Source organism: Billgrantia zhangzhouensis (assembly GCF_021404465.1).
Taxonomy (GTDB): domain Bacteria; phylum Pseudomonadota; class Gammaproteobacteria; order Pseudomonadales; family Halomonadaceae; genus Halomonas; species Halomonas zhangzhouensis.
On record NZ_JABFTT010000004.1, the window covers coordinates 128997 to 152161 of the forward strand.

Here is a 23165-nt window from a genome sequence, read left to right on the forward strand (position 1 = left end):
TCTTTGAATATGAGGTGGTTATGTCGACCCAAGCCAACACCGGGCATGTGGCGTCCTACTATGCGGCGACGGCCAATTCGTCGCCCGGGCGTCCTGCCCTGGTCGGCGACATCGAGTGTGAGGTGTGCGTAGTGGGGGCCGGCTTCACCGGCATCTCGTCAGCGCTGCATCTCGCCGAACAGGGGCATCGAGTGGTGGTGCTGGAGACCGCACGCGTGGGGTTCGGCGCCTCTGGGCGCAACGGCGGCCAGATCGTCAATAGCTACAGCCGAGACATGGACGTGATCGAGGCCAGGTACGGCGCCGACACCGCACGGGCCTTGGGCGACATGGCCTTCGAGGGCAATCGCATCATTCGCGACCGCATCGCCGGCTACGCTATTGCTTGCGACCTGAAGGAGGGCAACCTGTTCGCCGCCTGCAACCACAAGCAACTCGCCGGACTGCGCGAGCACAAGGTGCTATGGGAGCGTTACGGCAACCAACAGTTGGAGCTGCTGGAGGGCGAGGCCTACAAGCGTGAGATCGGCAGCGAGCGCTATGTCGGAGCATTGGTGGACCACTCCGGTGGCCACCTGCACCCGCTCAATCTGGTACTGGGCGAAGCCGCTGCGTTCGAGTCGCTGGGCGGCACGATCCATGAGCAAACACCCGTGCTCGAGGTGCAACACGGCGCGAGCGTGACGCTGCGTACGCCGCAGGGGAGCGTGCGTGCCCAGCGGGTAGTCATGGCCGGCAACGCCTACCTGCAGGGGGTATTGCCGGAGCTGGAGAGCAAGTCGATGCCTTGCGGCACCCAGATCATCACCACCGAGCCGCTGCCGGACGCCTTGCGTCGCGAGTTGATCCCCAACGACATGGCGGTGGAGGATTGCAACTATCTGCTCGACTATTACCGCTTCACCGCCGATGGCCGTCTGCTCTACGGCGGTGGCGTCAACTACGGTGGTCAGGATCCCTCGGACATCGCCGCGGTGATTCGACCCAAGATGCTCAAGACCTTTCCCCAGCTTGCCGAGGTGCGTATCGACTTCGCCTGGAGCGGCAACTTCTTGATGACGCTGAATCGCCTGCCCCAGTTCGGCCGGCTCAACGACAACGTCTACTACGTCCAGGGCTACTCGGGCCACGGGGTGACCTGCTCGCACCTGGCCGGCAAGCTTATCGCCGAGGTGATGCGTGGCGAGAGCGAGCGCTTCGGCGCCTTCGCTGGGTTGCCGCACCTGCCGTTTCCCGGTGGGCGGTTGCTGCGCGTGCCGCTCTCGGCGCTGGGCGCCTGGTATTACGCGACGCGGGATCGGCTCGGCTGGTGAGGTGTCGCCGGAAACTGACACCGGGACAAAAAACATGAAAGCCGCTGCGTCGCGCTTATTGCCTTCCTTCGACGCCGTATAATAAAGCGATAAGGCGGGTGGCACGGAATCGCCGCCCCGTGTCTCTCCTTCACATCGCATCGAGCCTAGCTTTGTCAGCCCGGGGTGCCTAACGCCCTGCAGGAGGAGTGTCATGAACAAATCGATCGTGATCGGAACGACGTTGAGCGTGCTCGGCTTGGGTGGTTTGGCCCTGGGGGCGTGGCAAGTGCAACAGGAGCCGCAGGAGAGCGGTCCCCAGTTTGCCGAGGTCGTGGCGGTACAACCGGTGACGCGCAGCGTCGAAACGCCACGCGAAGTGTGTGAAGACGTGGTGGTGCAACAGCAGGCCCAGGCCCCCAGCCGCGACCCGCATCGCATCGCCGGCACGGCGGCGGGGGCCGTGGTGGGAGGTCTGCTCGGCAATCAGGTCGGTGGCGGTAGCGGCAAGACGCTGGCCACCGTGGCGGGGGCGGTCGGAGGTGGCTTCGCCGGACGCGAGATTCAGGGGCGCATCGAGGCCAACCAGACCCAGACTTACACCACCACGCAGCGCCAGTGTCATACCGTGATGGATACCCGAGAGGAAACCGTCGGCTATGACGTGACCTGGCGCCACGGCGAACTCACCGAGGTGTCGCGTCTGGAACATCAGCCCCAGGGCAACCGCGTGCTGCTCGATGAAGGGCAGCCGCGCTGGGATCTGCCGCTGGCTAGCGCGGACGGCTGATTTTCTCCTTCAACTGACTTCTCCTTCATGCACCGCCCTGGCTCAGGCCAGGGCGGTGCCATTTCCCCATGATGTCGTTTCCCTGTACGGGAGCGCTACACGTGCCTGAGATACCAGGCATACTCCAGCTGACTCACTGTCTGCATGGCCAGGTCGCGCTCGGCGCGCCGATTGGCAACGAAAACGTGGACGAAATCGCGGCCCAGGACATTCTGCAACGGTTCGCTGGCTTCCAGCAGATCGAGGGCTCGATGCCAGCTGTTGGTCAAGGAGGGGTCGAACTGCTCGTAGGCATTGCCGGTGACAGGGGCGGGCGGCGTCAGCCGTTCCGCAATGCCGTGCTCGATGCTGGCCAGCAGCACGGCGAGCAGCAGGTAGGGGTTGACGTCGGCACCGGCGACGCGATGCTCGATACGGCGTGCGTCGTTGCTGCCCGAAGGAATACGCAGCGCCACCGAGCGGTTGTCGAAGCCCCAGGTGGGTGTCATGGGCACGTAGAGACCTGGCTGGAAGCGTCGGAAGGAGTTGAGGTTGGGCGCACAGATCGCCATTGAGGCCGGCATTAGCGCCAACATCCCGGCAACGGCTTGACGCAGGGTGGCGCTGCCGAGCGGATCGCCGTTGGAAGCGGCGAACACGTTGCGGCCGCTGGCATCGAGCATGCTGAGGTGCACGTGAGTACCGTTGCCGGCCTCGAGACCATAGGGCTTGGCCATGAACGTGGCCTCGAAGCCGTGATTGAGCGCTATACCTTTAATCAGGCGCTTCAGCAGGATGGCGCTGTCGCACGCCCTGAGCGCATCGTCGCAGTGGCCAAGGGTGATCTCGAACTGACCCGGTGCGCACTCCTTGAGCGCCGTATCGAGCGGCAGGCCCTGGCATTCAGCCGCCCGCTGCACGTCTTCGAGAAAGTCAGCATATTCGTCGAGTTCGTCGATGGAATAGAGCTGGCTCTGACTGGCGCGCTCGCCGCTGCGGGGCGAGCGCGGCGGTTGTATCAGTCCATCCCCGGTGCGCTCGCGATCCAGCAGATAGAATTCCATCTCCACGGCGGTAACGGGCGTCAGGCCGCGCTTGTGCAGTCGTTCCAACTGGCGTGACAGCACTTGGCGCGGGTCGGCGAAGAAGGGGGTCTCGTCGGGCTCGACCATGGTCATCAGCAGTTGCCCCTGGCGGCCATTACGCAGCCACGGCGTCGACATCAGGGAGCCCGCCACGGGCCGGCAGACCCGGTCGCTGTCGCCGGTGGCGAGTCCCAGGCCGGTGGCTTCGATGGTGTGGCCATTGATATCCAGGGCGAAGACCGATGCCGGCAGGTTGACGCCCTGCCGGCAGACCTTGTCCAGGTTGTCTCGTGGGATGCGCTTGCCACGCATGACACCATTGAGATCGCTGATCAGTAGGTCGATGCTATCGATGTCAGGATGGCGCGCGAGAAATTCCCGGGCCTGATCGGCGCTGAGCGGCGGCATGGGGCACCTGTGAGTGTCGCTGGGTCATTATTGACGTCTATCTTTCGATGATGATCCGATGTTGTCAAATCCTTTACGCATGGACTAGGGGGATCGCTTGCTTGATTCGAGGAGAATCCTGTATTCAATTGCTTCTCTGAGTGTTGGGCAGGGCCGGGCTGGATTTCTTCGTCTAGATGGTGGAAAGTTTAATTAACACTATTCGTGCCAATCTAACTTTCAAGGAGGCCGCCATGCCGAGCCGACCCCTGGTGGGCGTCATCGCCTGCCGCCGTGAGGTGGAGGGGCACCCCGCCCACGTGGTAACCGACAAGTACCTGAGTGCGCTGCGCGCATACGGTCTGGCTCCGGTGATGCTGCCGGTGTGGCAGGATGCCGTCGACGGTGATCTGCTTGGCCACCTGGATGGCCTGCTGCTCACCGGCAGCTACTCCAATGTCGAGCCCGCGCGCTATGGCGCCGTGAGGGCGCCGGAAAATACCCTCGACGACCTGCATCGCGATGCTGCCGCACTGGCCTGGATACCCGCCGCCATTCGGCGCGGTCTGCCGCTGCTGGGGATCTGTCGCGGCTTTCAAGAGCTCAATGTGGCTTATGGCGGCACGCTGCACCAGGCGGTGCAGAACGTGCCTGGACTCTCCGACCATCGCGAGCCCGAGGCCGACTACGCGACCCGCTATGCACCCGCGCATGATGTCGAGATTCGCGCCGGTGGCCGCCTGGCGGCGCTGTATGCCGAGCCGCATTCGACGGTCAATTCGCTGCACCAGCAGGGTATCGATCGCTTGGGCGAGGGGCTGAAGGTGGAGGCGGTGGCGCCGGATGGGCTGATCGAAGCGATCTCCGTGAGCGATGCCTCGGCCTTCGCCCTGGCGGTTCAGTGGCACCCCGAATGGCGTACGCAGGAGCACCCGCTTTATCACGCCCTGTTCGAGGGCTTCGCTGCTGCCTGTCGTGCCCATCTTGCCGACCGCGCCGTTGCCGAGCCGCTACCCATCTGAGCAGGAGAATACCCATGCAGACCGAGACCTACCGCCAGTTGGATCGTGACCACCACCTGCACCCCTTCACCGACTTCAAGGCACTGGGTGAGGAGGGTAGCCGCATCGTCACCCACGCCGAGGGGATCTACATCCATGACAGCGAGGGCAACCGCATCCTCGATGCCATGGCCGGACTGTGGTGCGTCAACCTGGGGTATGGCCGCCAGGAGCTGGTCGAGGCAGCCACTGCACAGCTGCATGAACTGCCCTATTACAATAACTTCTTCAAGAGCACCCATCCGCCGGCGGTGAAGCTGGCCGAGGCGCTGTGCCGGCTGGCGCCGGCGCACATGAACCGCGTGTTCTTCACCGGCTCGGGCTCCGAGGCCAACGACACCATGCTGCGCATGGTGCGCCGCTACTGGGCCCTGGAAGGCAAGCCCGACAAGCAGTGGGTGATCGCGCGCGAGAATGCCTATCACGGCTCCACCGTGGCTGGCATGAGCCTTGGCGGCATGGCGCCGATGCATGCCCAGGGCGGCCCGACGGTGCCCAGGATTACCCATGTGCGCCAGCCCTATTGGTTTGGGGAAGGGCGGCCGGCGGGCCAGGATCCTGAAACCTTCGGTCGCGACTGCGCCGCGGCGCTCGAAGCGAAGATTCAGGAGCTTGGCGAGGAGAACGTCGCCGCCTTCATCGCCGAGCCGGTACAAGGCGCCGGCGGTGCCATCATCCCGCCGGAGAGCTACTGGCCGGCGGTCAAGGAGGTACTGGCCAGGTACGACATCCTGCTGGTGGTAGACGAGGTGATCTGCGGTTTCGGTCGCCTTGGAGAGTGGTTCGGCAGTGTGCATTATGATCTCGAGCCCGACCTGATGCCGATTGCCAAGGGGCTCTCGTCCGGCTACCTGCCGATCGGTGGCGTGCTGGTAGGCGACCGCGTCGCCGAGACGCTGATCGAGCGCGGCGGCGAATTCTTTCACGGTTTCACCTATTCAGGGCATCCGGTGTGCGCCGCCGTGGCGCTGCAGAACCTAGAGCTGATGCAGGCCGAGGGTATCGTCGAGCGGGTACGCGACGACGTTGGCCCCTATCTCGCCGAGCGCTGGGCCACCCTGGCCGATCATCCCATGGTGGGCGAGGCGCGCTCGCTGGGGCTGATCGGTGCGCTGGAGCTGGTCGACCCGGCCACCGGCGAGCGTTTTCCCAAGCCGCTCGGTGCCGGCACCCTGTGTCGCGACATCTGCCTCGACCTCGGTCTGGTGATGCGCTCAGTGGGTGATACGATGATCATTTCGCCGCCGCTGATCATTACCCGCGCCGAGATCGACGAACTGGTAAGCCTGGCCGGGGAGGCGCTGGACGAGACCGCGCGGCGGCTGGCCGCACGCGAACAGGCGGATGATCCAGCCATCATAGAGGAGTCCCGATCATGAGCCGTACGCCATCCCCCCGCACCCTGGCTGACTGGCAGGCCCGGGCCGCCGAGCTTTCTTTCGAATCGCACGCCTTCATCGACGACACCTTCGTCGATGCCGAAAGCGGCGACACCTTCGAGTCGCGCAACCCGGCCACCGGCGAGATCCTGGCCCAGGTGGCGAGCTGCGACGAACCCGATGCCACGCGTGCCGTGGCAGTGGCGCGCGAGGCCTTTGCCGGTGGTGAGTGGTCGCGCCTGGCACCGGGCAAGCGCAAGAAGACTCTGCTGCGCCTGGCCGACCTGATGGAGGCCAACAAACACGAACTGGCGCTGATCGACACCCTCGACATGGGCAAGCCCATCTCGAGCTCGCTGGGCGACATGGCCGGCGCCATCGGCTGCATTCGCTACCAGGCCGAGTGCATCGACAAACTCTACGGCGAGGTGGCGCCCACCGGCGAGGACGCCCTGGCTCTGGTGCTGCGCGAGCCCATCGGGGTGGTGGCGGCCATCGTGCCGTGGAACTTCCCGCTGATGATGACCGCGTGGAAGATCGCCCCGGCGCTGGCCGCCGGCAACAGCGTGATCTTGAAACCCTCGGAGAAATCGCCGCTGTCGGCGCTGCGCCTGGCGCAACTGGCCAAGGAAGCCGGCCTGCCCAAGGGCGTGTTCCAGGTACTGCCGGGCTTCGGTCACACCGTGGGCAAGGCCTTGGCGCTCTCCATGGAGGTCGACTGCCTGGCCTTCACCGGTTCCACCGCGGTGGGCAAGCAACTGATGCAGTATGCCGGGCAGTCCAACCTCAAGCGGGTCTATCTGGAATGCGGCGGCAAGTCGCCGAACCTCGTCTTTGCCGACTGCAAGGATCTCGACCGGGTGGCGAGCCACGCTGCCGCGGCGATCTTCCACAACCAGGGCGAAGTATGCATCGCAGGCTCCAGGCTGCTGGTGGAGAACGCGATCCGTGAGCAGTTCGTCGAGAAAGTGCTCGCCGCGGCGGAGAATATGCAGCCGGGCGATCCGCTGGACCCGCAGAGCTTCATGGGTGCCATCGTCGACGAGGCCCAGCACCGCCGTATCCTCGACTATATCCGCCAGGGCGTGGAGGAGGGCGCCCGGCTGCGCAGCGGAGGCCAGGCACTGGAAGGGCCGGGGCTGTTCATCCCGCCCACGGTGTTCGACGGCGTCACGCCGAGCATGACCATCGGCCGCGAGGAGATCTTCGGCCCGGTGCTGGCGGTGTTCGGCTTCGACACGGAAGAGGAGGCCATCGCCATGGCCAACGACACGCCCTACGGCCTGGCGGCGGGGCTGTGGAGCCAGGACATCGACCGCATCATGCGCGTGACGCGACGGCTGCAGTCGGGCCAGGTGTTCGTCAACAACTGGGCCGGGGGCGACCAGACCATGCCCTTCGGCGGGGTCAAGCAATCGGGCAACGGGCGCGACAAATCGCACCACAGCCTGGAGGAGTACTCCGAACTCAAGAGCGTATGGATGTCGCTGCAGGCGAATTGATGCGAGGGGAGGGAGCGGCTGCTCACGGCAGGTATACTGGCCGGCGCATCGCTTGTAGGAGTATGTCCCTTGACTGACATTTCAACGCTGCTGGATTCCTTGCCCATCGGCTATGCCATGATGCTAGCGGCGCTACTGGGGTTCATGCTTGCCTTCGGCCTGGTTGGCCTGCTCGGCTCACGCCAGCGCAAGGCCGAGCGTGAGCAGCATGCCGCCGTACAAGGGGAGCTACGTAACCGCCTCGCCGAGCGTGAGCAGCGCCTTGAGCAGCTCCAGCGCGAACTGGGCGAGGTGCAGGTACGCGAGGCGCGCCTGGCCACCACCCTGGAGCAGAAACAGCAGCACTTCGAGGCGCAGTTGGCCCTGCTACGCGATAGCCGCGACCAACTGCACCAGGAGTTCGAGAACCTGGCCAATGAGATTCTCGAACGCAAGGGGCGTGCCTTCTCCGAACTCTCCCAGCAGCGCATCAGTGGTCTGTTGCAGCCGATCCAGGCCGAGATGAAGGGCTTTCGCGAGAAGGTCGAGACGATCCACCGCCACGATACCGAGCAGCGCGCCGGCCTGCGCGCCGAACTGCGCCATCTGCAGGTGCTCAATCGTGAGATCACCGATCAGGCCGAGCGCCTCACCCAGGCGTTGCAGGGGCAGAAGAAGGTTCAGGGCAACTGGGGCGAGCTGATGCTCGAGAACGTGCTCGAGGGCTCCGGTTTGCGCCCCGGCAAGGATTATCAGCGCGAGGTGAGTTTCGCCACGGCCGAAGGTCGCCGGCGCCCCGACGCGGTGGTCTACCTGCCCCAGGGGCGCCATCTGGTGATCGATGCCAAGACGTCGTTGGCCGCCTATGTGCGTTACGTCAACGCCGAGGACGAGGTGGAGAGAGGGCAGGCCCTGGCCGCCCATGCCACGGCGGTGGGAGAGCGTATCGCCGAGTTGGCCGACAAGCACTACTACGACCTGCCGGGCCTCAATTCTCCCGACGTGGTGATCATGTTCATTCCGGTGGAGTCGGCCTACGTCGAGGCGCTCAAGCACGACGAGACTCTTTATCAGCGTGCCATCGAGCACAACGTGCTGGTGGCAACCCCCACCACGCTGCTGACCAGCCTCAACGTGGTGCGTCAGCTGTGGCGCTTCGAGGATCAGAGCCGCCACAGCGCCGAACTCGCCAGCCGTGCCGAGAGGTTCTACAACAAGCTGCGCCTGTTCCTCGAGAGCATGCAGGAGGTACAGGCGAAGCTCGACGGCGCCCGCGACAGCTACGACCGCGCCATGGGGCAACTGGTCAACGGGCGAGGCAACCTGATCAAGCAGGCCGCCGAATTCCAGGAACTGGGGGTGGCGGTGAAGAAAGAGCTGCCCGCCGAGCTGGTCGAGCGGGCTGGCCTTGAACTCGAAACGACGGCATCGACCAGGGGACAGGCGGGGGCTGACGAGATCGCATGACCTGATGCCGGCCGCCGGTCCGGGTCTTGATGCTGGCTCATGTACCTAGAAGGTGCGGGCTGGGGTGCAGCAGCTTACCAGCCGGCAGGGGACCTTGCCGGGATTGCGGAAGCGGTGCGGCACGTTGGTATCGAAGTAATAAGCTTCACCGGGGCCGAGCAGGCGGGTTTCGGGGCCGATGGTAATCTCGATCTCGCCCTCGAGCACCACGCCGGCCTCCTCGCCCTGGTGGGCGATCATCTCGCGACCGGTGTCGGCACCGGGCGGGTAGGTCTCGATCATGAAGGCCAGGGCGCGACTGGCCCGGTTGGCGCCGACCAGCTTGTAGATGACTTCGCCGCTGCCGACGTCGGCCAGTTCCTCGGCGGAGTAGAAGACCTGGTTACGGCTCTCCATGTCCATGGTGAAGAAATCCCCGACGCTGATGGGAATGGCGTCGAGGATCTTCTTCAGCGAGCTGACCGAAGGGCTGACCTTGCCTTGTTCGATCAGCGACAGGCTGGAGTGGGTGACTCCGCAGCGCTTGGCCAGCTCGCGCTGGGAAATGCCGCGCAGGGTGCGCAGGGCGCGCAGGCGCGTGCCTACATCGTCCGACATGCCGGTCTCCTCGTCCACGGCGGGCGCCGTCTACGACGGCGCCCCGACAGGCTCAGCAGAGGGCATCCAGCTTCTGCTTGAGCAGCTGGTTGACCTGTTGCGGATTGGCGGTGCCGCGCGAAGCCTTCATCACCTGACCGACAAAGTAACCGATCATCTTGCCGCGCTTGTCCGGCTCGGCGTCGCGATACTGGGCCACCTGAGCCGGGCTGTCGGCAATGACCTGATCGATCATCGTCTCGATGGCCCCGGTATCGGTGACCTGCTTGAGCCCCTGGGCCTCGATGACGTCGTCGGCACGGCTGCCTTGGCCGTTCCACAGCGCCTGGAACACCTGCTTGGCAGCCTTGCCGTTGATGGTGCCGTCGATGATCCGGGCGACCAGCTCACCGAGCTGGCGGGCCGATACGGGGCTGTCCTTGATCGCCAGCCCCTCGCGGTTGAGGGCGCCCGAGAGTTCGCCCTGGACCCAGTTGGCGGCCTGCTTGGCATCGCCGCAGACGTCCTTCACCTCGTCGAAATAGTCGGCCATCTCGCGGGTGGCGGAGAGCACGCTGGCGTCGTAGGCGGAAAGTCCCAGCTCGTTCTCGAAGCGGGCACGCTTCTCGGCAGGCAGCTCCGGCAGGTTGTCGCGCAGGTGATCGATATAGGCCTTGTCGAGCACCACTGGCAGCAGGTCGGGGCAGGGGAAGTAGCGATAGTCGTTGGCTTCCTCCTTGGTACGCATGCTGCGGGTCTCGTCGCGCTCGGGATCGAACAGGCGGGTTTCCTGCACCACCTTGCCGCCTTCTTCGAGCAGCTCGATCTGGCGTTCTACCTCGAAGGCGATGGCACGTTCGACGAAGCGGAAGGAGTTGACGTTCTTGATCTCGGCACGGGTACCGAAGGTTTCCTGTCCCTTGGGGCGTACCGAGACGTTGACGTCGCAGCGCATCGAGCCCTCGGCCATGTTGCCGTCGGAGATGCCGAGATAGGTGACGATGGAGTGAATTGCCTTGAGGTAGGCGGCGGCCTCTTTCGCCGAACGCATGTCGGGCTCGGAGACGATCTCGAGCAGCGGCGTGCCGGCGCGGTTGAGGTCGACGCCTGTCATGCCATGGAAGTCTTCGTGCAGCGACTTGCCGGCGTCTTCCTCGAGGTGCGCGTGGTGGACGCGGATCGGCTTGGTCGTGCCGTCCTCCAGGGTGATCTCGACCACACCGGCACCGACGATGGGCTGGTACATCTGGCTGGTCTGGTAGCCCTTGGGCAGGTCGGGGTAGAAGTAGTTCTTGCGATCGAAGACCGAAACCTCGGGGATCTCGGCATGAATCGCCAGGCCGAACTCGACCGCCATGGCCACGGCGGCCTCGTTGAGAACCGGCAGTACCCCGGGTAGGCCCAGGTCGACGGCACAGGCCTGGGTGTTGGGCTCGGCGCCGAAGGCGGTGGAGGCGCCGGAGAAGATCTTCGAGCGGGTGGCGAGCTGGACGTGGACCTCCAGCCCGATCACGGTTTCCCATTGCATCAGGCGTTCTCCTCGGCGAAGGCGGGGCGTTGACGGTGCCAGTCGGTGGCCTGCTGGAACTGATGGGCGACGTTGAGCAGGCGCGCCTCGGTGAAGTGGCTGCCCAGGATCTGCAGCCCGATGGGGCGGCTGCCGGCAAAACCGGCCGGTACGCTCATGCCGGGAATGCCCGCCAGGTTGATGGCAATGGTGTAGATGTCCTGCAGGTACATCGAGACCGGATCCTTCTTGGCGCCAAGGTCGAAGGCCGGCGTGGGCGAGGCCGGGCCCATCAGCACGTCGACTTCCTCGAAGGCGTCGAGGAAGTCCTGGCGAATCAGGCGACGTACCTGCTGGGCCTTCTTGTAGTAGGCGTCGAAGAAGCCTTCGGAAAGGGTGTGAGTGCCGATCAGGATGCGACGCTTGACCTCGTCGCCGAAGCCCTCTGCGCGGCTGCGCTTGTACAGGTCGATCAGGTCGGCTGGGTTGGCGCAGCGGTGGCCGAAGCGCACGCCGTCGTAGCGCGACAGGTTCGACGAGGCCTCGGCGGGAGCGATGACGTAGTAGGCCGGGATCGCGTAGTGGGTGTGCGGCAGGCTCACCTCGCGCACGCTGGCACCGAGCGATTCATACACTTTGATGGCATCGCGTACCGCCGCCTCCACCTGCGGGTCGAGGCCGTCGCCGAAGTACTCGCGGGGCAGGCCGATCTTGAGGCCGGCGAGGGGGGTGTCGAGCTCCTCGGTGTAGTCGGGCACGCCGCGTGCCACGCAGGTGGAGTCACGCAGGTCGTGACCCGCCATGGCCCCCAGCAGCAGCGCACAGTCTTCAGCGGAGCGAGCCATGGGGCCAGCCTGGTCGAGGCTCGAGGCGTAGGCGATCATGCCGTAGCGCGACACCCGCCCATAGGTGGGCTTGAGTCCGGTGATGCCGCAGAAGGCGGCGGGCTGGCGGATCGAGCCGCCGGTGTCGGTGCCGATGGCGGCCGGGACCAGGCCGGCAGCCACTGCTGCCGCGCTGCCGCCCGAGGAGCCGCCGGGTACCGCGGTGAGGTCCCAAGGATTCTTCACTGCACCGTAATGGCTGTTCTCGTTGGAGGAGCCCATGGCGAACTCGTCCATGTTGGTCTTGCCCAGGCTGACGGTACCGGCGGCCTTGAGCTTCTCGACCACGGTAGCGTCGTAGGGCGAGATGAAGTTGTCGAGCATTCGTGAGCCGGCGGTGGTCTTGATGTCCTGGGTGCAGAAGATGTCCTTCAGCGCCAGGGGCAGGCCGGTCAACAGGTCTGCCTCGCCAGCCGCGCGTGCCTTGTCGGCAGCGTCGGCGGCAGCCAGGGCCTGGTCGTAGGTGACGGTGATGAAGCTGTTCAGCTTGCCGTCGAGGCGGTCGATGCGGCCCAGCAGGTGCTGGGTCAGTTCGCGGCTGGAAAACTCGCCGGCTTCGAGCGAACGGGCCAGTTCGGCAAGGGTCTTGTCATGCATGCGGCATGGCTCCATGAAGGCGTGCCGTGAGAGAGAAAGCGGATCCTGCGTTGACCGACGGCCGCTGTGGCGGCCGGCCGGGGCTCATTCGACGACTCGAGGGACGAGGTAGAGCCCGTTCTCCACGGCCGGTGCGCAGCGCTGGAAACAGCTGCGCTGGTCGCTCTCGGTGACTTCGTCGGCGCGCAGACGCTGAGTGACGTCCAGCGGGTGAGCCAGCGGCGCGACGCCTTCGGTGTCGAGACCCTGGAGCATGTCGACCATCTCGAGAATGCGGCCTAGGTCGTCCACGTAGCGGGCGGCTTCGTCGTCGGTCAGGCCGAGGCGGGCCAAATGGGCGGCCCGCTGCACGTCTGCGTGTTCAAGCGCCATGAGCTGAGTGTCCTCGCACGGATTAGAGTGTTATGCACAGCAGGAAAAGGTACCATATCCGACGCGTGGCGGGCACTCTTCTCGCACCCGCAGCGGTGCCATGTCGCTTGCTGCGCGGGGGCCGCGATGATACCGTTTGCCTCCGCACTGGTCCCGGTCTGCACTAGGTAACGACGTCCATGTTCAAACGCTTGAGGGGGCTGTTCTCCAGCGATCTTTCCATCGATCTGGGTACGGCCAATACACTGATTTATGTCCGCGGTCGCGGTATCGTGCTCGATGAGCCGTCGGTAGTGGCCATTCGCCAGTCCGGCAACATGCGCAGCGTGGCCGCGGTTGGCGCCGATGCCAAGCGCATGCTGGGCCGTACGCCAGGCAACATTACCGCCATTCGGCCGATGAAGGACGGCGTGATTGCCGACTTCACCGTCACCGAGCAGATGCTGCAGCACTTCATCCGCAAGGTGCACCAGAGCACCTTCCTGACCCCGAGCCCGCGCGTGCTGGTCTGCGTGCCCTGCATGTCGACCCAGGTCGAGCGTCGGGCGATCAAGGAGTCTGCCGAGGGGGCCGGTGCCCGTGAGGTGTTCCTGATCGAGGAGCCCATGGCCGCTGCCATTGGTGCCGGGCTGCCAGTGGATGACGCCCAGGGGTCGATGGTGGTGGACATCGGTGGCGGTACCACGGAGATTGCCATCATCTCGCTCAATGGCGTGGTCTACTCAGAGTCGGTCCGCGTCGGCGGCGACCGCTTCGACGAGGCTATCTCCGCCTACGTGCGCCGCCACTACGGTAGCCTGATCGGCGAGGCTACCGCCGAGCGCATCAAGGAAGAGATCGGTTGTGCCTACCCCGGCGGCGAGCTGCGCGAGATCGACGTGCGCGGTCGCAATTTGGCCGAGGGTATCCCGCGCAGCTTCACCTTGAACTCCCATGAGATCCTCGACGCGTTGCAGGAAACGCTCTCTTCGATCGTGGCTGCGGTCAAGAGCGCGCTGGAGCAGTCGCCGCCGGAGCTTGCCTCGGACATCGCCGAGCGTGGTCTGGTGCTGACTGGCGGTGGGGCCCTGCTGCGCGATCTCGACAAGCTGATCTCCGAGGAGACTGGCCTGCCGGTCATCGTTGCCGAAGATCCGCTGACCTGCGTGGCGCGTGGAGGCGGCAAGGCTCTCGAGATGATCGACCGCCACACCTTCGAGCTACTCTCGAGCGACTGACGGCTGCAAGGTCGTCTACCAGTGCGAATCGAAGTATGAACAGGCGCAGCCAGCCGATGTGCTGCGCCCAGTGCGGGGGGGACGTCTATTAAACCGCTGTTCTCGCACGGTTCTGTGCCCGGCTACCGCATGCTGTTGTGTGCGGTGGCCGCTTCTGCTTTGATGTTCGTCGATTACCGCTTTACCCGTATGGAAGAGGTGCGTGCACAGCTCACTACGGTCGTAGCGCCGATCCAATGGCTGGTGGCCGTGCCGAGCGACGTGCTGGCCTGGGGGGCGCTGGCGCTCTCCGACCAGCGTGCCTTGGTAGAGGAGAACCGGCGCTTGCGCGAACAGGTGCTACACCTGTCGCACCGGGTCCAGCACATGTCGAGCCTGACCGCGGAAAACGTGCGCCTGCGTGAATTGCTGGACGCCGCGGCACGCCTCGACGCTTCTTATATTACTGCCGAACTGCTCTCTCTCGACTCTGATCCGTTCACTCACCAGATGGTAATCGACCGTGGTCGCCGCAACGGTGTCTTCGTGGGTCAGCCGGTGTTGGACGCCTCGGGTCTGGTGGGGCAGGTGACGGCCGTTTCCGCCTATTCCAGCCGGGTCTTGATGGTGGCGGACGCCAGTCATGCGCTGCCGATCCAGGTCAACCGCAATGGGCTGCGTTTCGTGCTGCAGGGCAGCGGCCAATACGATGCCCTGCGTGTGATACATGTGCCGGACACGGCCGACATTCGCGTGGGCGATTTGCTGGTGACCTCGGGTTTGGCGGGGCGGTTCCCACCGGGATATCCCGTAGCGCGGGTCACCGAGGTGGTGCACGATCCGGGACAGCCATTCGCCCGGGTGACGGCCGAGCCCGTAGCGCGACTGCAGCGCTCGCGTCACTTCCTGCTGGTGTTTCCGCCTGATCCCGTGCCGGTACCGGATGATGAGATGTGGGACCGCGAGCCCCCCGACGAACCTGAGGTCGATGCCGAACTGGTATCTGCGACGGAGGAGCTGGACTGATGCCAAGCGGACCGCGAACGGCACTGCCCTGGGTGTGGTTCACCCTGCTGCTGGCGCTGTGCCTGCAGGTGATGCCCTTGGCCGAGGGCTGGCAGATCTGGCGCCCTGACTGGCTCGGCCTGATGCTCATCTATTGGTGCATGGCAGCTCCCGATCGGGTGGGAGTCTTCCATGGCTTCGTGCTTGGCATACTGCTTGACCTCATCGAAGGGGCGCCGCTGGGCCAGAATGCCTTGACTCTGTCACTGCTGGCCTTCCTCGCGGCGCTGGTTTATCCCCGCTTTCGCACTTACTCCCTCGTTCAGCAGTCGCTGTTGATCCTGGTGCTGCTCGGATTGGTGCAGTTGGTCGAGCAGTGGCTGCGAACCCTGTTCGGCCCTTTCTCGATGCACCTTGCCTTCCTGCTGCCTTCATTGATCGGGGCCGTGCTTTGGCCTTGGCTGGCCACCATGTTTCAGGCCTTCGAGCGGCGCCTGGCGAGGAGCGACTAAGGAGCGACAGTATGAGCGATGCACCGTGTTCGCCCGCGCTCTGCCTGGCTTCGGCTTCTCCACGCCGACGTGAGCTGCTGGCCGGTATCGGACTCACCGTCGAGGTCCGGCCGGTGGATATCGATGAGACGGTACTGCCTGGCGAACTTCCTGAGGCCTATGTGGTGCGTCTGGCCCGGGAGAAGGCGCTCGCGGGTGGACGCCATTCGACGCTTCCGACACTGGGGTCGGATACGGCTGTGGTCTGCGATGACCGGATTCTCGGCAAGCCTGCCGACAGGGCCGAGGCGGCCGCCATGCTGCGCCTGCTGTCGGGCCGCGGGCACGAGGTACTCACCGCCGTGGCAGTGACGGGGCCGGCCGGGTTGCTCGAGACTTGCGTGGCGACGCGAGTCTTCATGCGGAATATCAGCGACAGGGAAGTGGCGGCCTACTGGGATACCGGCGAGCCGGCCGACAAGGCGGGCGGCTATGCCATTCAGGGGCTGGCGGCGATCTTCGTCGAACGCATCGAAGGCAGCCACTCGTCAGTGGTAGGGCTGCCGTTGTTCGAGACGGCTCAGCTACTGGTACGACAGGGCGTGCCGATTTGGAATGGTGCTGTCTAGCCGCATCACTATGTCATAATGCGGCGAAGACTGAATTGGACAAGGATTTCCGCATGAGCGGCGAAGTACTGATCAACCTGACGCCGATGGAAACCCGCGTGGCGGTGGTGGAAAACGGTGTGTTGCAGGAAGCGCTAATCGAGCGTACGCGGCGACGCGGCATCGTCGGCAATATCTACAAGGGCCGCGTGGTGCGGGTGCTTCCCGGCATGCAGGCAGCCTTTGTCGATATCGGCCTCGACCGTGCGGCTTTCATTCATGCCCACGAAGTGATGCCGCCGGGAACCCCACCCGAGGAGCAGGCCTCCATCGGCCAGTTGCTCCACGAGGGCCAGGCTCTGGTCGTACAGGTCACCAAGGATCCCATCGGCTCCAAGGGGGCGCGTCTGACTACCCACCTGTCGGTGCCGTCGCGCTACCTGGTCTACATGCCTGACTCCCCCCATCATGGCGTCTCCCAGCGTATCGAGGACGAGCGTGAGCGCGAGCGGCTGCGCGAACTGCTCGAACTCTGCCAGGCCGAGCAGGAGATCGAGATTACTGGTGGCTTCATCGTGCGTACGGCGGCGGAGAACGTGGGCAAGGACGAGCTTTTCTCCGACATGTACTTTCTCCTGCGGTTATGGCGCAAGGTCAGCGAGCGCAAGGTGACCGCACCGGCGCCCAGCGTGATCTACGACGACCTGCCGCTGTTCATCCGTACCCTGCGCGATCTGATGCGCGACGAGATCGAGAAGGTACGCATCGATTCGCGCGAGAACTACGTCAAGCTGCTCGAGTTCGCCGAGGAGTTCATGCCCGACTGCACGGCGCGCATCGAGTACTATCCTGGTGAGCGACCGATCTTCGACCTCTACAGCGTCGAGGACGAAATCCAGAAGGCACTGGGCCGCAAGGTCCAGCTCAAGTCCGGCGGCTACCTGGTGATCGACCCCACCGAGGCGATGACCACCATCGACGTCAATACCGGTGGCTACGTGGGGCATCGCAACCTCGAGGAAACCATCTTCAAGACCAACCTCGAGGCGGCCAATGCCATTGCCCGCCAACTGCGCCTGCGCAATCTCGGTGGCATCATCATCATCGACTTCATCGACATGGAAGATCCGGAGCATCAGCGCCAGGTGCTGCGGGTACTGGAGAAAGCGCTGGAGCGCGACCATGCCAAGACCAAATGCACCGGCGTCACCGAATTGGGGCTGGTGCAACTGACGCGCAAGCGCACCCGCGAGAGTCTGGAGCAGACGTTGTGCGAGTCGTGCCCCACTTGTGGCGGTCGCGGAACCCTGAAGACCGCCGAGACGGTGTGCTACGAGATCTTCCGCGAAATTCTGCGCGAAGAGCGTGCCTACAGCGCCGAGACCTATATGGTGCTGGCCTCCCAGCCGGTGGTGGATCGGCTGCTTGACGAGGAGTCCGCGGCGGTCGCCGACCTGGAAGCGTTCATCGGCAAGACCATTCGCTTCCAGGTCGAGGGCCATTACTCCCAGGAGCAGTACGACATCGTGCTGATGTGAGCGGCCGATGTCCTCCTCTCGTCAGATAGGACGCTGGACCCTCACGCTCCTGGCCACGCTATTGGCGCTGGCGGCGGTAGTGCTGTTGGTGCTGCGTGTGGCGCTGTCCCAGGTCGACCAAATGGCACCACGCGTCGAGCGGCTGCTCGAGGCGCGAACGGGAGCGGCGGTTCAATTGCACGGGTTCGATGCCAGGCTGGCACGGCTCGATCCCGTGATCGAGGGGAGTGGCTTGTCGCTCAACACCCAGGAAGGGGACGCCGGCCTGCCTCTTCTCGAGGTCGAATACGCCCGGCTGTGGCTCGATACCTCCGCCAGCCTGCGTGCCGGCGTACCGGTGGTCGCCGATGCTCGCATGCGTGGGTTGACCCTTCATCTCTATCAAGATGAGCAGGGCGGCTGGCACTGGCCAGATCCGGCCAGGATTCCACCGGAGCTACTCGAAGGCGAGTTCGATCTTGAGCGACTTGATTTCTGGGTCGGGTTACTGCTGCGCCAGCGAGCCTGGGTGGAGGAGGTGCGCTTGGTGCTGCATGGTCGCGAGCGCCGGGTCGACATGCTGGCGCCGCGGTTATTGCTCACTGGTGACGAGCGGCGTGCCCATCTCGAAGGCGAGGTGCACCTGGAAGGGCAAGAGGAAGCCTCGTTGCAGGCCGCGCTGGAAATTTTCCCCGGACCTACCGGCTTTCGCGATTTCAGCGCGGCGCTTCAGGCCGAGATGAAGCTCGGCACGCTGATCGATCTGGTCGAGGTGTTCACTCCCGACGATCCCCTGAGGTTGGAGGATGCCAGCGGTGACGTCACCCTGTGGGGGCGTTGGCACCGTGGTGCCCTGGCCGACGCGCGTATCGATCTCGACATCCCGCGGCTGGCACTGCGCCGCGATGACGCGCCGATCGTATTGGAACCGCTTCGGGCGCGTGGGCAGTGGTTGCGCAGCGAGTCGGGTTGGGAGGCTTGGCTGCAGGGCGACGCCTCGGCCGCCGAATGGGCGGAGCCGGATGAACTCGAGCGTGAGCGAGAGCCGGCGCTGCCACACTTCTGGCACCTGCGCCACGATGGCGAGGGCTGGTGGTTGACCACCAGCCAATTCGAGTTGGCCTCGCTTGCCGCTTGGCGTGAACGCATTCTGCTGCCCGAAGGGCTGGTGCGTACCATTGATGCCCTGGGACCTCGCGGCCTGGTTTCGGGCTTGGGAGTCGGCCGTCGCAATGGGCATTGGGTGGCACAGGCCGCCGTGCATCAGGTCGAGGTGGAGCCCTGGGACGAGGTTCCGGGAGGGGGGCCGCTGGATGCTTGGGTCGAAGCGCGGGATCTCTCCGGGCGGGTCGAGTTCGTCGGCGTCGGTGAGCCAGCCCTGAAAATACCGCAGCTTTACCAGGCTCCGATGGAGCTTTCCCATGCCAGTGGCGAGGTGCGCTGGACCTACGAGGGGCCACGTACCTTCGTCAGTGGACGCAATCTCAAGGCCGGCTGGCAGGATGCTGAGGTCGAGGGAAGCTTCGGCCTGGTGATCGGTGGCGGCGTACATGGTGGCTTGGGCCTTGACCTGCGCTTCCGCGATGTCGATGCACTGGAGCGGCCGCTGGTGGACTGGCTGCCTGCCAATGTGCTGGGCGAGGAGCTAGACGCTTGGTTGGTGGCGGGCGTGGCCGGCCGCGTGCCGACTGGCGAACTCAAGCTGCATCTGCCGCTCCGCCGCGGCGGCAGCGGCCTTGAGCCGCGTCTTCAGCTCGATCTGGAAATCGTCGACGGCCGGCTGCCGTTCGATCCGCAGTGGCCGGTGATCGAGTCGGTCGAAGGCCGGCTGCGTGCCGGCATCGGTACCCTCGATGCCGAGGTGCGCTACGCCGAGAGTTTGGGGGTCGAGGGGACCAACGGTCAGGTTGCCATCGAGGATGACGTGCTCCGCGTGACTGGCAATCTGGCTGCCGATGCCGATGGCATCCGGCGCTACTTACGGGCGATTCCGGTCGACGGCGTGGAGCAGGTCGACGATTGGCGCGGGGAGGGCCGCGCCAGCGGTAGCCTTGAGTTTACTACCCTGCTGGGGGAGGATGACGGCTTTCGGCTCGACCTCGAAACCGACGTCGATATGCAGCGTCTTGTCTACCTGCCGCTGGAAGTGTCTCTCAGCGATGTGAAGGGGCCGCTCGCCTGGCGTCAGCGCGATGAAGAAGGTGGGCTCGAAGGTCACTTGGAAGGGCGTTTGTTCGGCGGGCCGATCAATGCTGACATCGATACTCTGGCAGGCTACGTCGCACTTGATGGCGCCGCTGAGGTGGATAGCGTGTTGCAGCGCTTCGATGCCGGTGCACTCGACGCTCGGCTGTCGGGTCGCCTGCCGTGGCGCGGCCGCTTCGAGCTTGGCGAAACGCGCAATACGGCCCGCTTCGACAGTAGCCTGCAGGGTGTCGCCATCGACCTGCCGTCACCGCTGGGCAAGGCGGCAGGGGAGAGTCGTCCGCTGTGGGTCGAAGCCGATCTCGATCAACAGCGGGTGGAAGCCGAAATGGGTGGTGATGCCCGCCTGCGCTGGCGTGGCCTGCCGTGGTCGGATCTGGGCCAGGGGCAGTTCTGGCTTGGGCGACTGCCCGAAGCGCCCAGTTGGCCCGAGCAGGAGGGATGGTCGGGTACCCTCTACCAATCCCGTCTTGACCTGGTGGAGTGGGGGGCGGCGTTGGCACCGATGCTTGGCAATGGCGCGCCGAATAGCGGTGCGGGGCCTGGAGCGCTACGTCGCCTGCGAGTGGAGACCGCCTGTCTCGTCGGTCCGCAGGATTGCCTAGGCACCATGACCGCCGATGCACGGCCCCACACCGGTGGTGGTTGGCGTGTCGGCCTGCGGGGAGACCTGCTCGAGGGTTACCTCGACTACCGTCCGTCGCTCACCGATCCCTTGGATATCGCGCTAGAGCGCCTGACCCTCGATGGACTGCTCCCCGCACAGCCGGAAGGGGCCGGCAACCTGCTCGAGGAACTCGACGTGCCGCCCGATCCCACGCCACTGCCTCAGTGGACCAGCGAGCTTCCCAATGGTCGCCTGCGTATCGCCGACATTCTCTACCAAGGACGCCAGATCGGTCCGTTGACCGCTCATTGGCAAAGTGGGCCGCAGCGGCTCGGCATTGCCCCTCTGGGGCTGACCCTGGGTCAGATTTCGGCCCGGGGGGAAGTCGTCTGGGAGTCCGCCGGTCCGGGCGACAGCCTGACCCGCTCGCGGCTCGATCTCGATGGGCGCGATCTGGGCACGGCACTGGAGCGGCTCGGCCAGCCAGTCTCGATCCGCAGCGGTGAGACACGCGTGCGCAGCCAACTGGCCTGGCCGGGGCCGCCCTGGCAGTTCGCCCTGGTGCGTTCGCGAGGCAGTATCGAAGCCGAGTTGCGCAATGGCCGCTTCGTCAATCTGGAATCGCCGACGGCGCGGGTGGTGGGGCTGCTCAATGTCGACAATCTGGTGCGCAGGTTGCGCATGGACTTTTCCGACGTGACCGGGCAGGGCACGGCCTTCGATCAGGTGAGTGGGGCTGCTACCCTGTATGGAGGCGTACTGGAAACCAATGGTCCGGTGCTGATCGATGGCCCGGCTACCTCCTTCACTCTGGACGGCACCGTCGATCTGGCACGGCGGGAACTGGATCAGCGTCTGGGCATCACAGTGCCAGTCAGTAGCAGCCTGCCGCTGGCCGCGGTCATTGCCGGTGCGCCAGTGGTGGGCGGTGCCCTGTTCATTGCCGACCGCCTGTTCGGCAGAGCCATCGACCGGGTCACCCGAATTCATTATCGCGTGCGAGGCCCCTGGACCTCGCCGGACATCACACTGGAAACCGCCGAATGACGACATCTTCACCTGCCTTGCTCGATACCGCCGTCGAGATCCTATTGCGCCCCGGTGGGCTGGATATCGACGCCCTCGATGCTGGACTCGGCCACGTGCTGGCTCCGGGGGTCGACTATGCCGACCTCTATTTCCAGAGAAGCTGGCACGAGAGCTGGGTGCTCGAGGATGGCGAGGTCAAGGAAGCCGGCTACAACATCGACGGTGGCGTCGGTGTGCGTGCCATGGCGGGCGAAAAGACCGGTTTCGCCTATTCCAACCAGATCACTCTCGATGCCTTGGCGGAAACGGGGCGCACGGCCTCGGGAATCGTGCGCAGCGGAGCGCGTCTTCCGCTCGGTTCCCGAGTCGTGAGCCAGGGCGCGTTGCGCTATGCCGCAATCGATCCTCTCGCCGGTCTGTCGGCGGAAGAGAAGATCGCCATGCTCAAGCAGGCCGACCGGGTGGCGCGTGCCGCCGATCCGGCCGTCTCCCAGGTCAGCGCATCGCTCACCGGCGTGCACGAGGTCGTGCTGGTGCGTGCCAGTGATGGCACCCTGGCGGCGGACATTCGGCCGCTGGTGCGTTTCAATGTCAGCGTCATTGCGGTCCGGAATGGACGACGTGAGCGTGGCAGTGCCGGTGGCGGCGGGCGCTATGCCATGTCGCGGCTGCGCGATGACAACGCCGCCGAGCACTTTGCCAAGGAGGCGGTGCGTCAGGCGCTGGTCAATCTGGAGGCAGTGGACGCTCCGGCCGGGCAGATGCCGGTGGTGCTTGGCCCCGGCTGGCCGGGGATCCTGCTTCACGAGGCGGTGGGGCACGGCCTGGAGGGCGACTTCAACCGCAAGGGCAGTTCCGCCTTTGCCGGTCGCATGGGGCAACGTGTCGCTGCGCCTGGCGTGACGGTGGTGGACGATGCCACCCTGGCCGATCGGCGCGGCTCCATGAGCGTGGACGACGAAGGCACACCGGGCCAGAACACCACGTTGATCGAGGACGGCATCCTCACCGGCTACATGCAGGACAAGCTCAATGCCCGGCTGATGGGCATGACGCCCACCGGCAATGCCCGGCGCGAGTCGTTCGCCCATATGCCGATGCCGCGCATGACCAATACCTACATGCTGGCTGGCCAGGATGATCCGGCCGACATCATCGGCAGCGTCAAGCGTGGTATCTATGCGGTCAGCTTCGGCGGTGGCCAGGTGGACATCACTTCGGGCAAGTTCGTGTTCTCGGCGAGCGAAGCCTATTTGATTGAGAATGGCAGGATCACCGTGCCGGTGAAGGGCGCCACCCTGATCGGCAACGGACCGGAGGCGATGGGGCGGGTGTCGATGATCGGCCACGACCTGGAACTCGACACCGGCATCGGCGTATGCGGCAAGGAAGGGCAGGGCGTGCCGGTGGGCGTTGGCCAGCCGACGCTGAAGCTTGATGAGCTCACCGTCGGCGGCACCGCTTCGTGAACGAACGTGCCTGCACTCGGCTACGTTCTGCGGGGAGAGAGGGGCAGGTTGAAGAGGAGGTCCTACGCCATGGATGGCGTAGGTAGCGCCCAGGGAGGGGTTTACAGCGCCTCCTCGGAAGCCTGTCGCCGCGGCCCCGTGAAGCCAGGCGGTCGGTCGCAGACTGTGTCCTATGCCTGCG

General features: G+C 65.1%; 18 protein-coding genes. 13 read left to right on the forward strand and 5 right to left on the reverse strand.

What is annotated here, in order from left to right; all coding sequences use genetic code 11:
• Positions 1–20: 20 nt before the first annotated feature.
• Entirely contained in the window at positions 21–1313 is a 1293-nt protein-coding gene (locus HOP51_RS06060; protein ID WP_234273055.1) for an NAD(P)/FAD-dependent oxidoreductase, read from the forward strand.
• Between the two features lie 193 nt (positions 1314–1506).
• The gene (locus tag HOP51_RS06065; RefSeq protein ID WP_234273056.1) at positions 1507–2082 is read left to right on the forward strand and encodes a glycine zipper 2TM domain-containing protein; all 576 of its coding nucleotides are present in this window, start codon (positions 1507–1509) and stop codon (positions 2080–2082) included.
• Positions 2083–2177: 95 nt separating this feature from the next.
• Here HOP51_RS06065 and HOP51_RS06070 read toward each other — a convergent pair whose 3' ends face one another.
• Positions 2178–3554: a glutamine synthetase family protein gene (locus HOP51_RS06070; RefSeq protein WP_234273057.1), complete on the reverse strand. Its 1377-nt coding sequence runs from the start codon at positions 3552–3554 to the stop codon at positions 2178–2180.
• A 233-nt stretch (positions 3555–3787) separates the two neighbouring features.
• On the opposite strand from HOP51_RS06070, the gene HOP51_RS06075 reads away from it, so the two are divergent.
• From HOP51_RS06075 to rmuC, 4 genes are all read left to right on the forward strand, one after another.
• Positions 3788–4555 carry a gamma-glutamyl-gamma-aminobutyrate hydrolase family protein gene (locus tag HOP51_RS06075; RefSeq protein ID WP_234273058.1) on the forward strand — a complete coding sequence of 256 codons (768 nt, stop codon included), beginning with the start codon at positions 3788–3790 and terminating at the stop codon, positions 4553–4555.
• A gap of 14 nt (positions 4556–4569) precedes the next feature.
• Complete coding sequence (locus HOP51_RS06080) at positions 4570–5973, forward strand: aspartate aminotransferase family protein (RefSeq protein WP_276574344.1); 1404 nt, start codon at positions 4570–4572, stop codon at positions 5971–5973.
• On the forward strand, positions 5970–7475 hold the full coding sequence (locus tag HOP51_RS06085) for an aldehyde dehydrogenase (RefSeq protein ID WP_234273059.1): 1506 nt from the start codon (positions 5970–5972) through the stop codon (positions 7473–7475). Before HOP51_RS06080 ends, HOP51_RS06085 begins: the two co-directional genes overlap by 4 nt.
• Positions 7476–7544: 69 nt before the next feature.
• Positions 7545–8921 (forward strand): DNA recombination protein RmuC, encoded by a 1377-nt coding sequence (rmuC, locus tag HOP51_RS06090; RefSeq protein ID WP_234273060.1) that lies wholly within the window; start codon positions 7545–7547, stop codon positions 8919–8921.
• 45 nt (positions 8922–8966) lie between these two features.
• Here rmuC and HOP51_RS06095 read toward each other — a convergent pair whose 3' ends face one another.
• From HOP51_RS06095 to gatC, 4 genes are all read right to left on the reverse strand, one after another.
• Positions 8967–9518 carry a cupin domain-containing protein gene (locus HOP51_RS06095; RefSeq protein WP_234273061.1) on the reverse strand — a complete coding sequence of 184 codons (552 nt, stop codon included), beginning with the start codon at positions 9516–9518 and terminating at the stop codon, positions 8967–8969.
• 52 nt (positions 9519–9570) lie between these two features.
• Positions 9571–11025, reverse strand: coding sequence for an Asp-tRNA(Asn)/Glu-tRNA(Gln) amidotransferase subunit GatB (gatB, locus tag HOP51_RS06100; protein WP_234273062.1), 1455 nt, complete (start codon positions 11023–11025; stop codon positions 9571–9573).
• Positions 11025–12485 carry an Asp-tRNA(Asn)/Glu-tRNA(Gln) amidotransferase subunit GatA gene (gene gatA, locus HOP51_RS06105; RefSeq protein ID WP_234273063.1) on the reverse strand — a complete coding sequence of 487 codons (1461 nt, stop codon included), beginning with the start codon at positions 12483–12485 and terminating at the stop codon, positions 11025–11027. Before gatA ends, gatB begins: the two co-directional genes overlap by 1 nt.
• Before the next feature lie 84 nt (positions 12486–12569).
• Entirely contained in the window at positions 12570–12857 is a 288-nt protein-coding gene (gene gatC / locus HOP51_RS06110; protein WP_234273064.1) for an Asp-tRNA(Asn)/Glu-tRNA(Gln) amidotransferase subunit GatC, read from the reverse strand.
• Between the two features lie 179 nt (positions 12858–13036).
• On the opposite strand from gatC, the gene HOP51_RS06115 reads away from it, so the two are divergent.
• The 7 genes from HOP51_RS06115 (at position 13037) to tldD (ending at position 22984) form a co-directional block, all read left to right on the forward strand.
• Positions 13037–14074: a rod shape-determining protein gene (locus HOP51_RS06115; RefSeq protein ID WP_234273065.1), complete on the forward strand. Its 1038-nt coding sequence runs from the start codon at positions 13037–13039 to the stop codon at positions 14072–14074.
• A gap of 129 nt (positions 14075–14203) precedes the next feature.
• Positions 14204–15079, forward strand: a complete 876-nt coding sequence (gene mreC / locus HOP51_RS06120; protein WP_234273066.1) for a rod shape-determining protein MreC — start codon at positions 14204–14206, stop codon at positions 15077–15079.
• Entirely contained in the window at positions 15079–15570 is a 492-nt protein-coding gene (mreD, locus tag HOP51_RS06125) for a rod shape-determining protein MreD (protein ID WP_234273067.1), read from the forward strand. The genes mreC and mreD overlap by 1 nt, the downstream gene beginning before the upstream one ends.
• Positions 15571–15581: 11 nt before the next feature.
• Complete coding sequence (locus tag HOP51_RS06130) at positions 15582–16178, forward strand: Maf family protein (RefSeq protein WP_234273068.1); 597 nt, start codon at positions 15582–15584, stop codon at positions 16176–16178.
• A 53-nt stretch (positions 16179–16231) separates the two neighbouring features.
• On the forward strand, positions 16232–17695 hold the full coding sequence (rng, locus tag HOP51_RS06135; RefSeq protein WP_234273069.1) for a ribonuclease G: 1464 nt from the start codon (positions 16232–16234) through the stop codon (positions 17693–17695).
• Positions 17696–17702: 7 nt separating this feature from the next.
• Positions 17703–21533: a YhdP family phospholipid transporter gene (locus HOP51_RS06140; RefSeq protein ID WP_234273070.1), complete on the forward strand. Its 3831-nt coding sequence runs from the start codon at positions 17703–17705 to the stop codon at positions 21531–21533.
• Positions 21530–22984, forward strand: a complete 1455-nt coding sequence (tldD, locus tag HOP51_RS06145; RefSeq protein ID WP_234273071.1) for a metalloprotease TldD — start codon at positions 21530–21532, stop codon at positions 22982–22984. The genes HOP51_RS06140 and tldD overlap by 4 nt, the downstream gene beginning before the upstream one ends.
• The last annotated feature ends 181 nt before the right edge of the window (positions 22985–23165 follow it).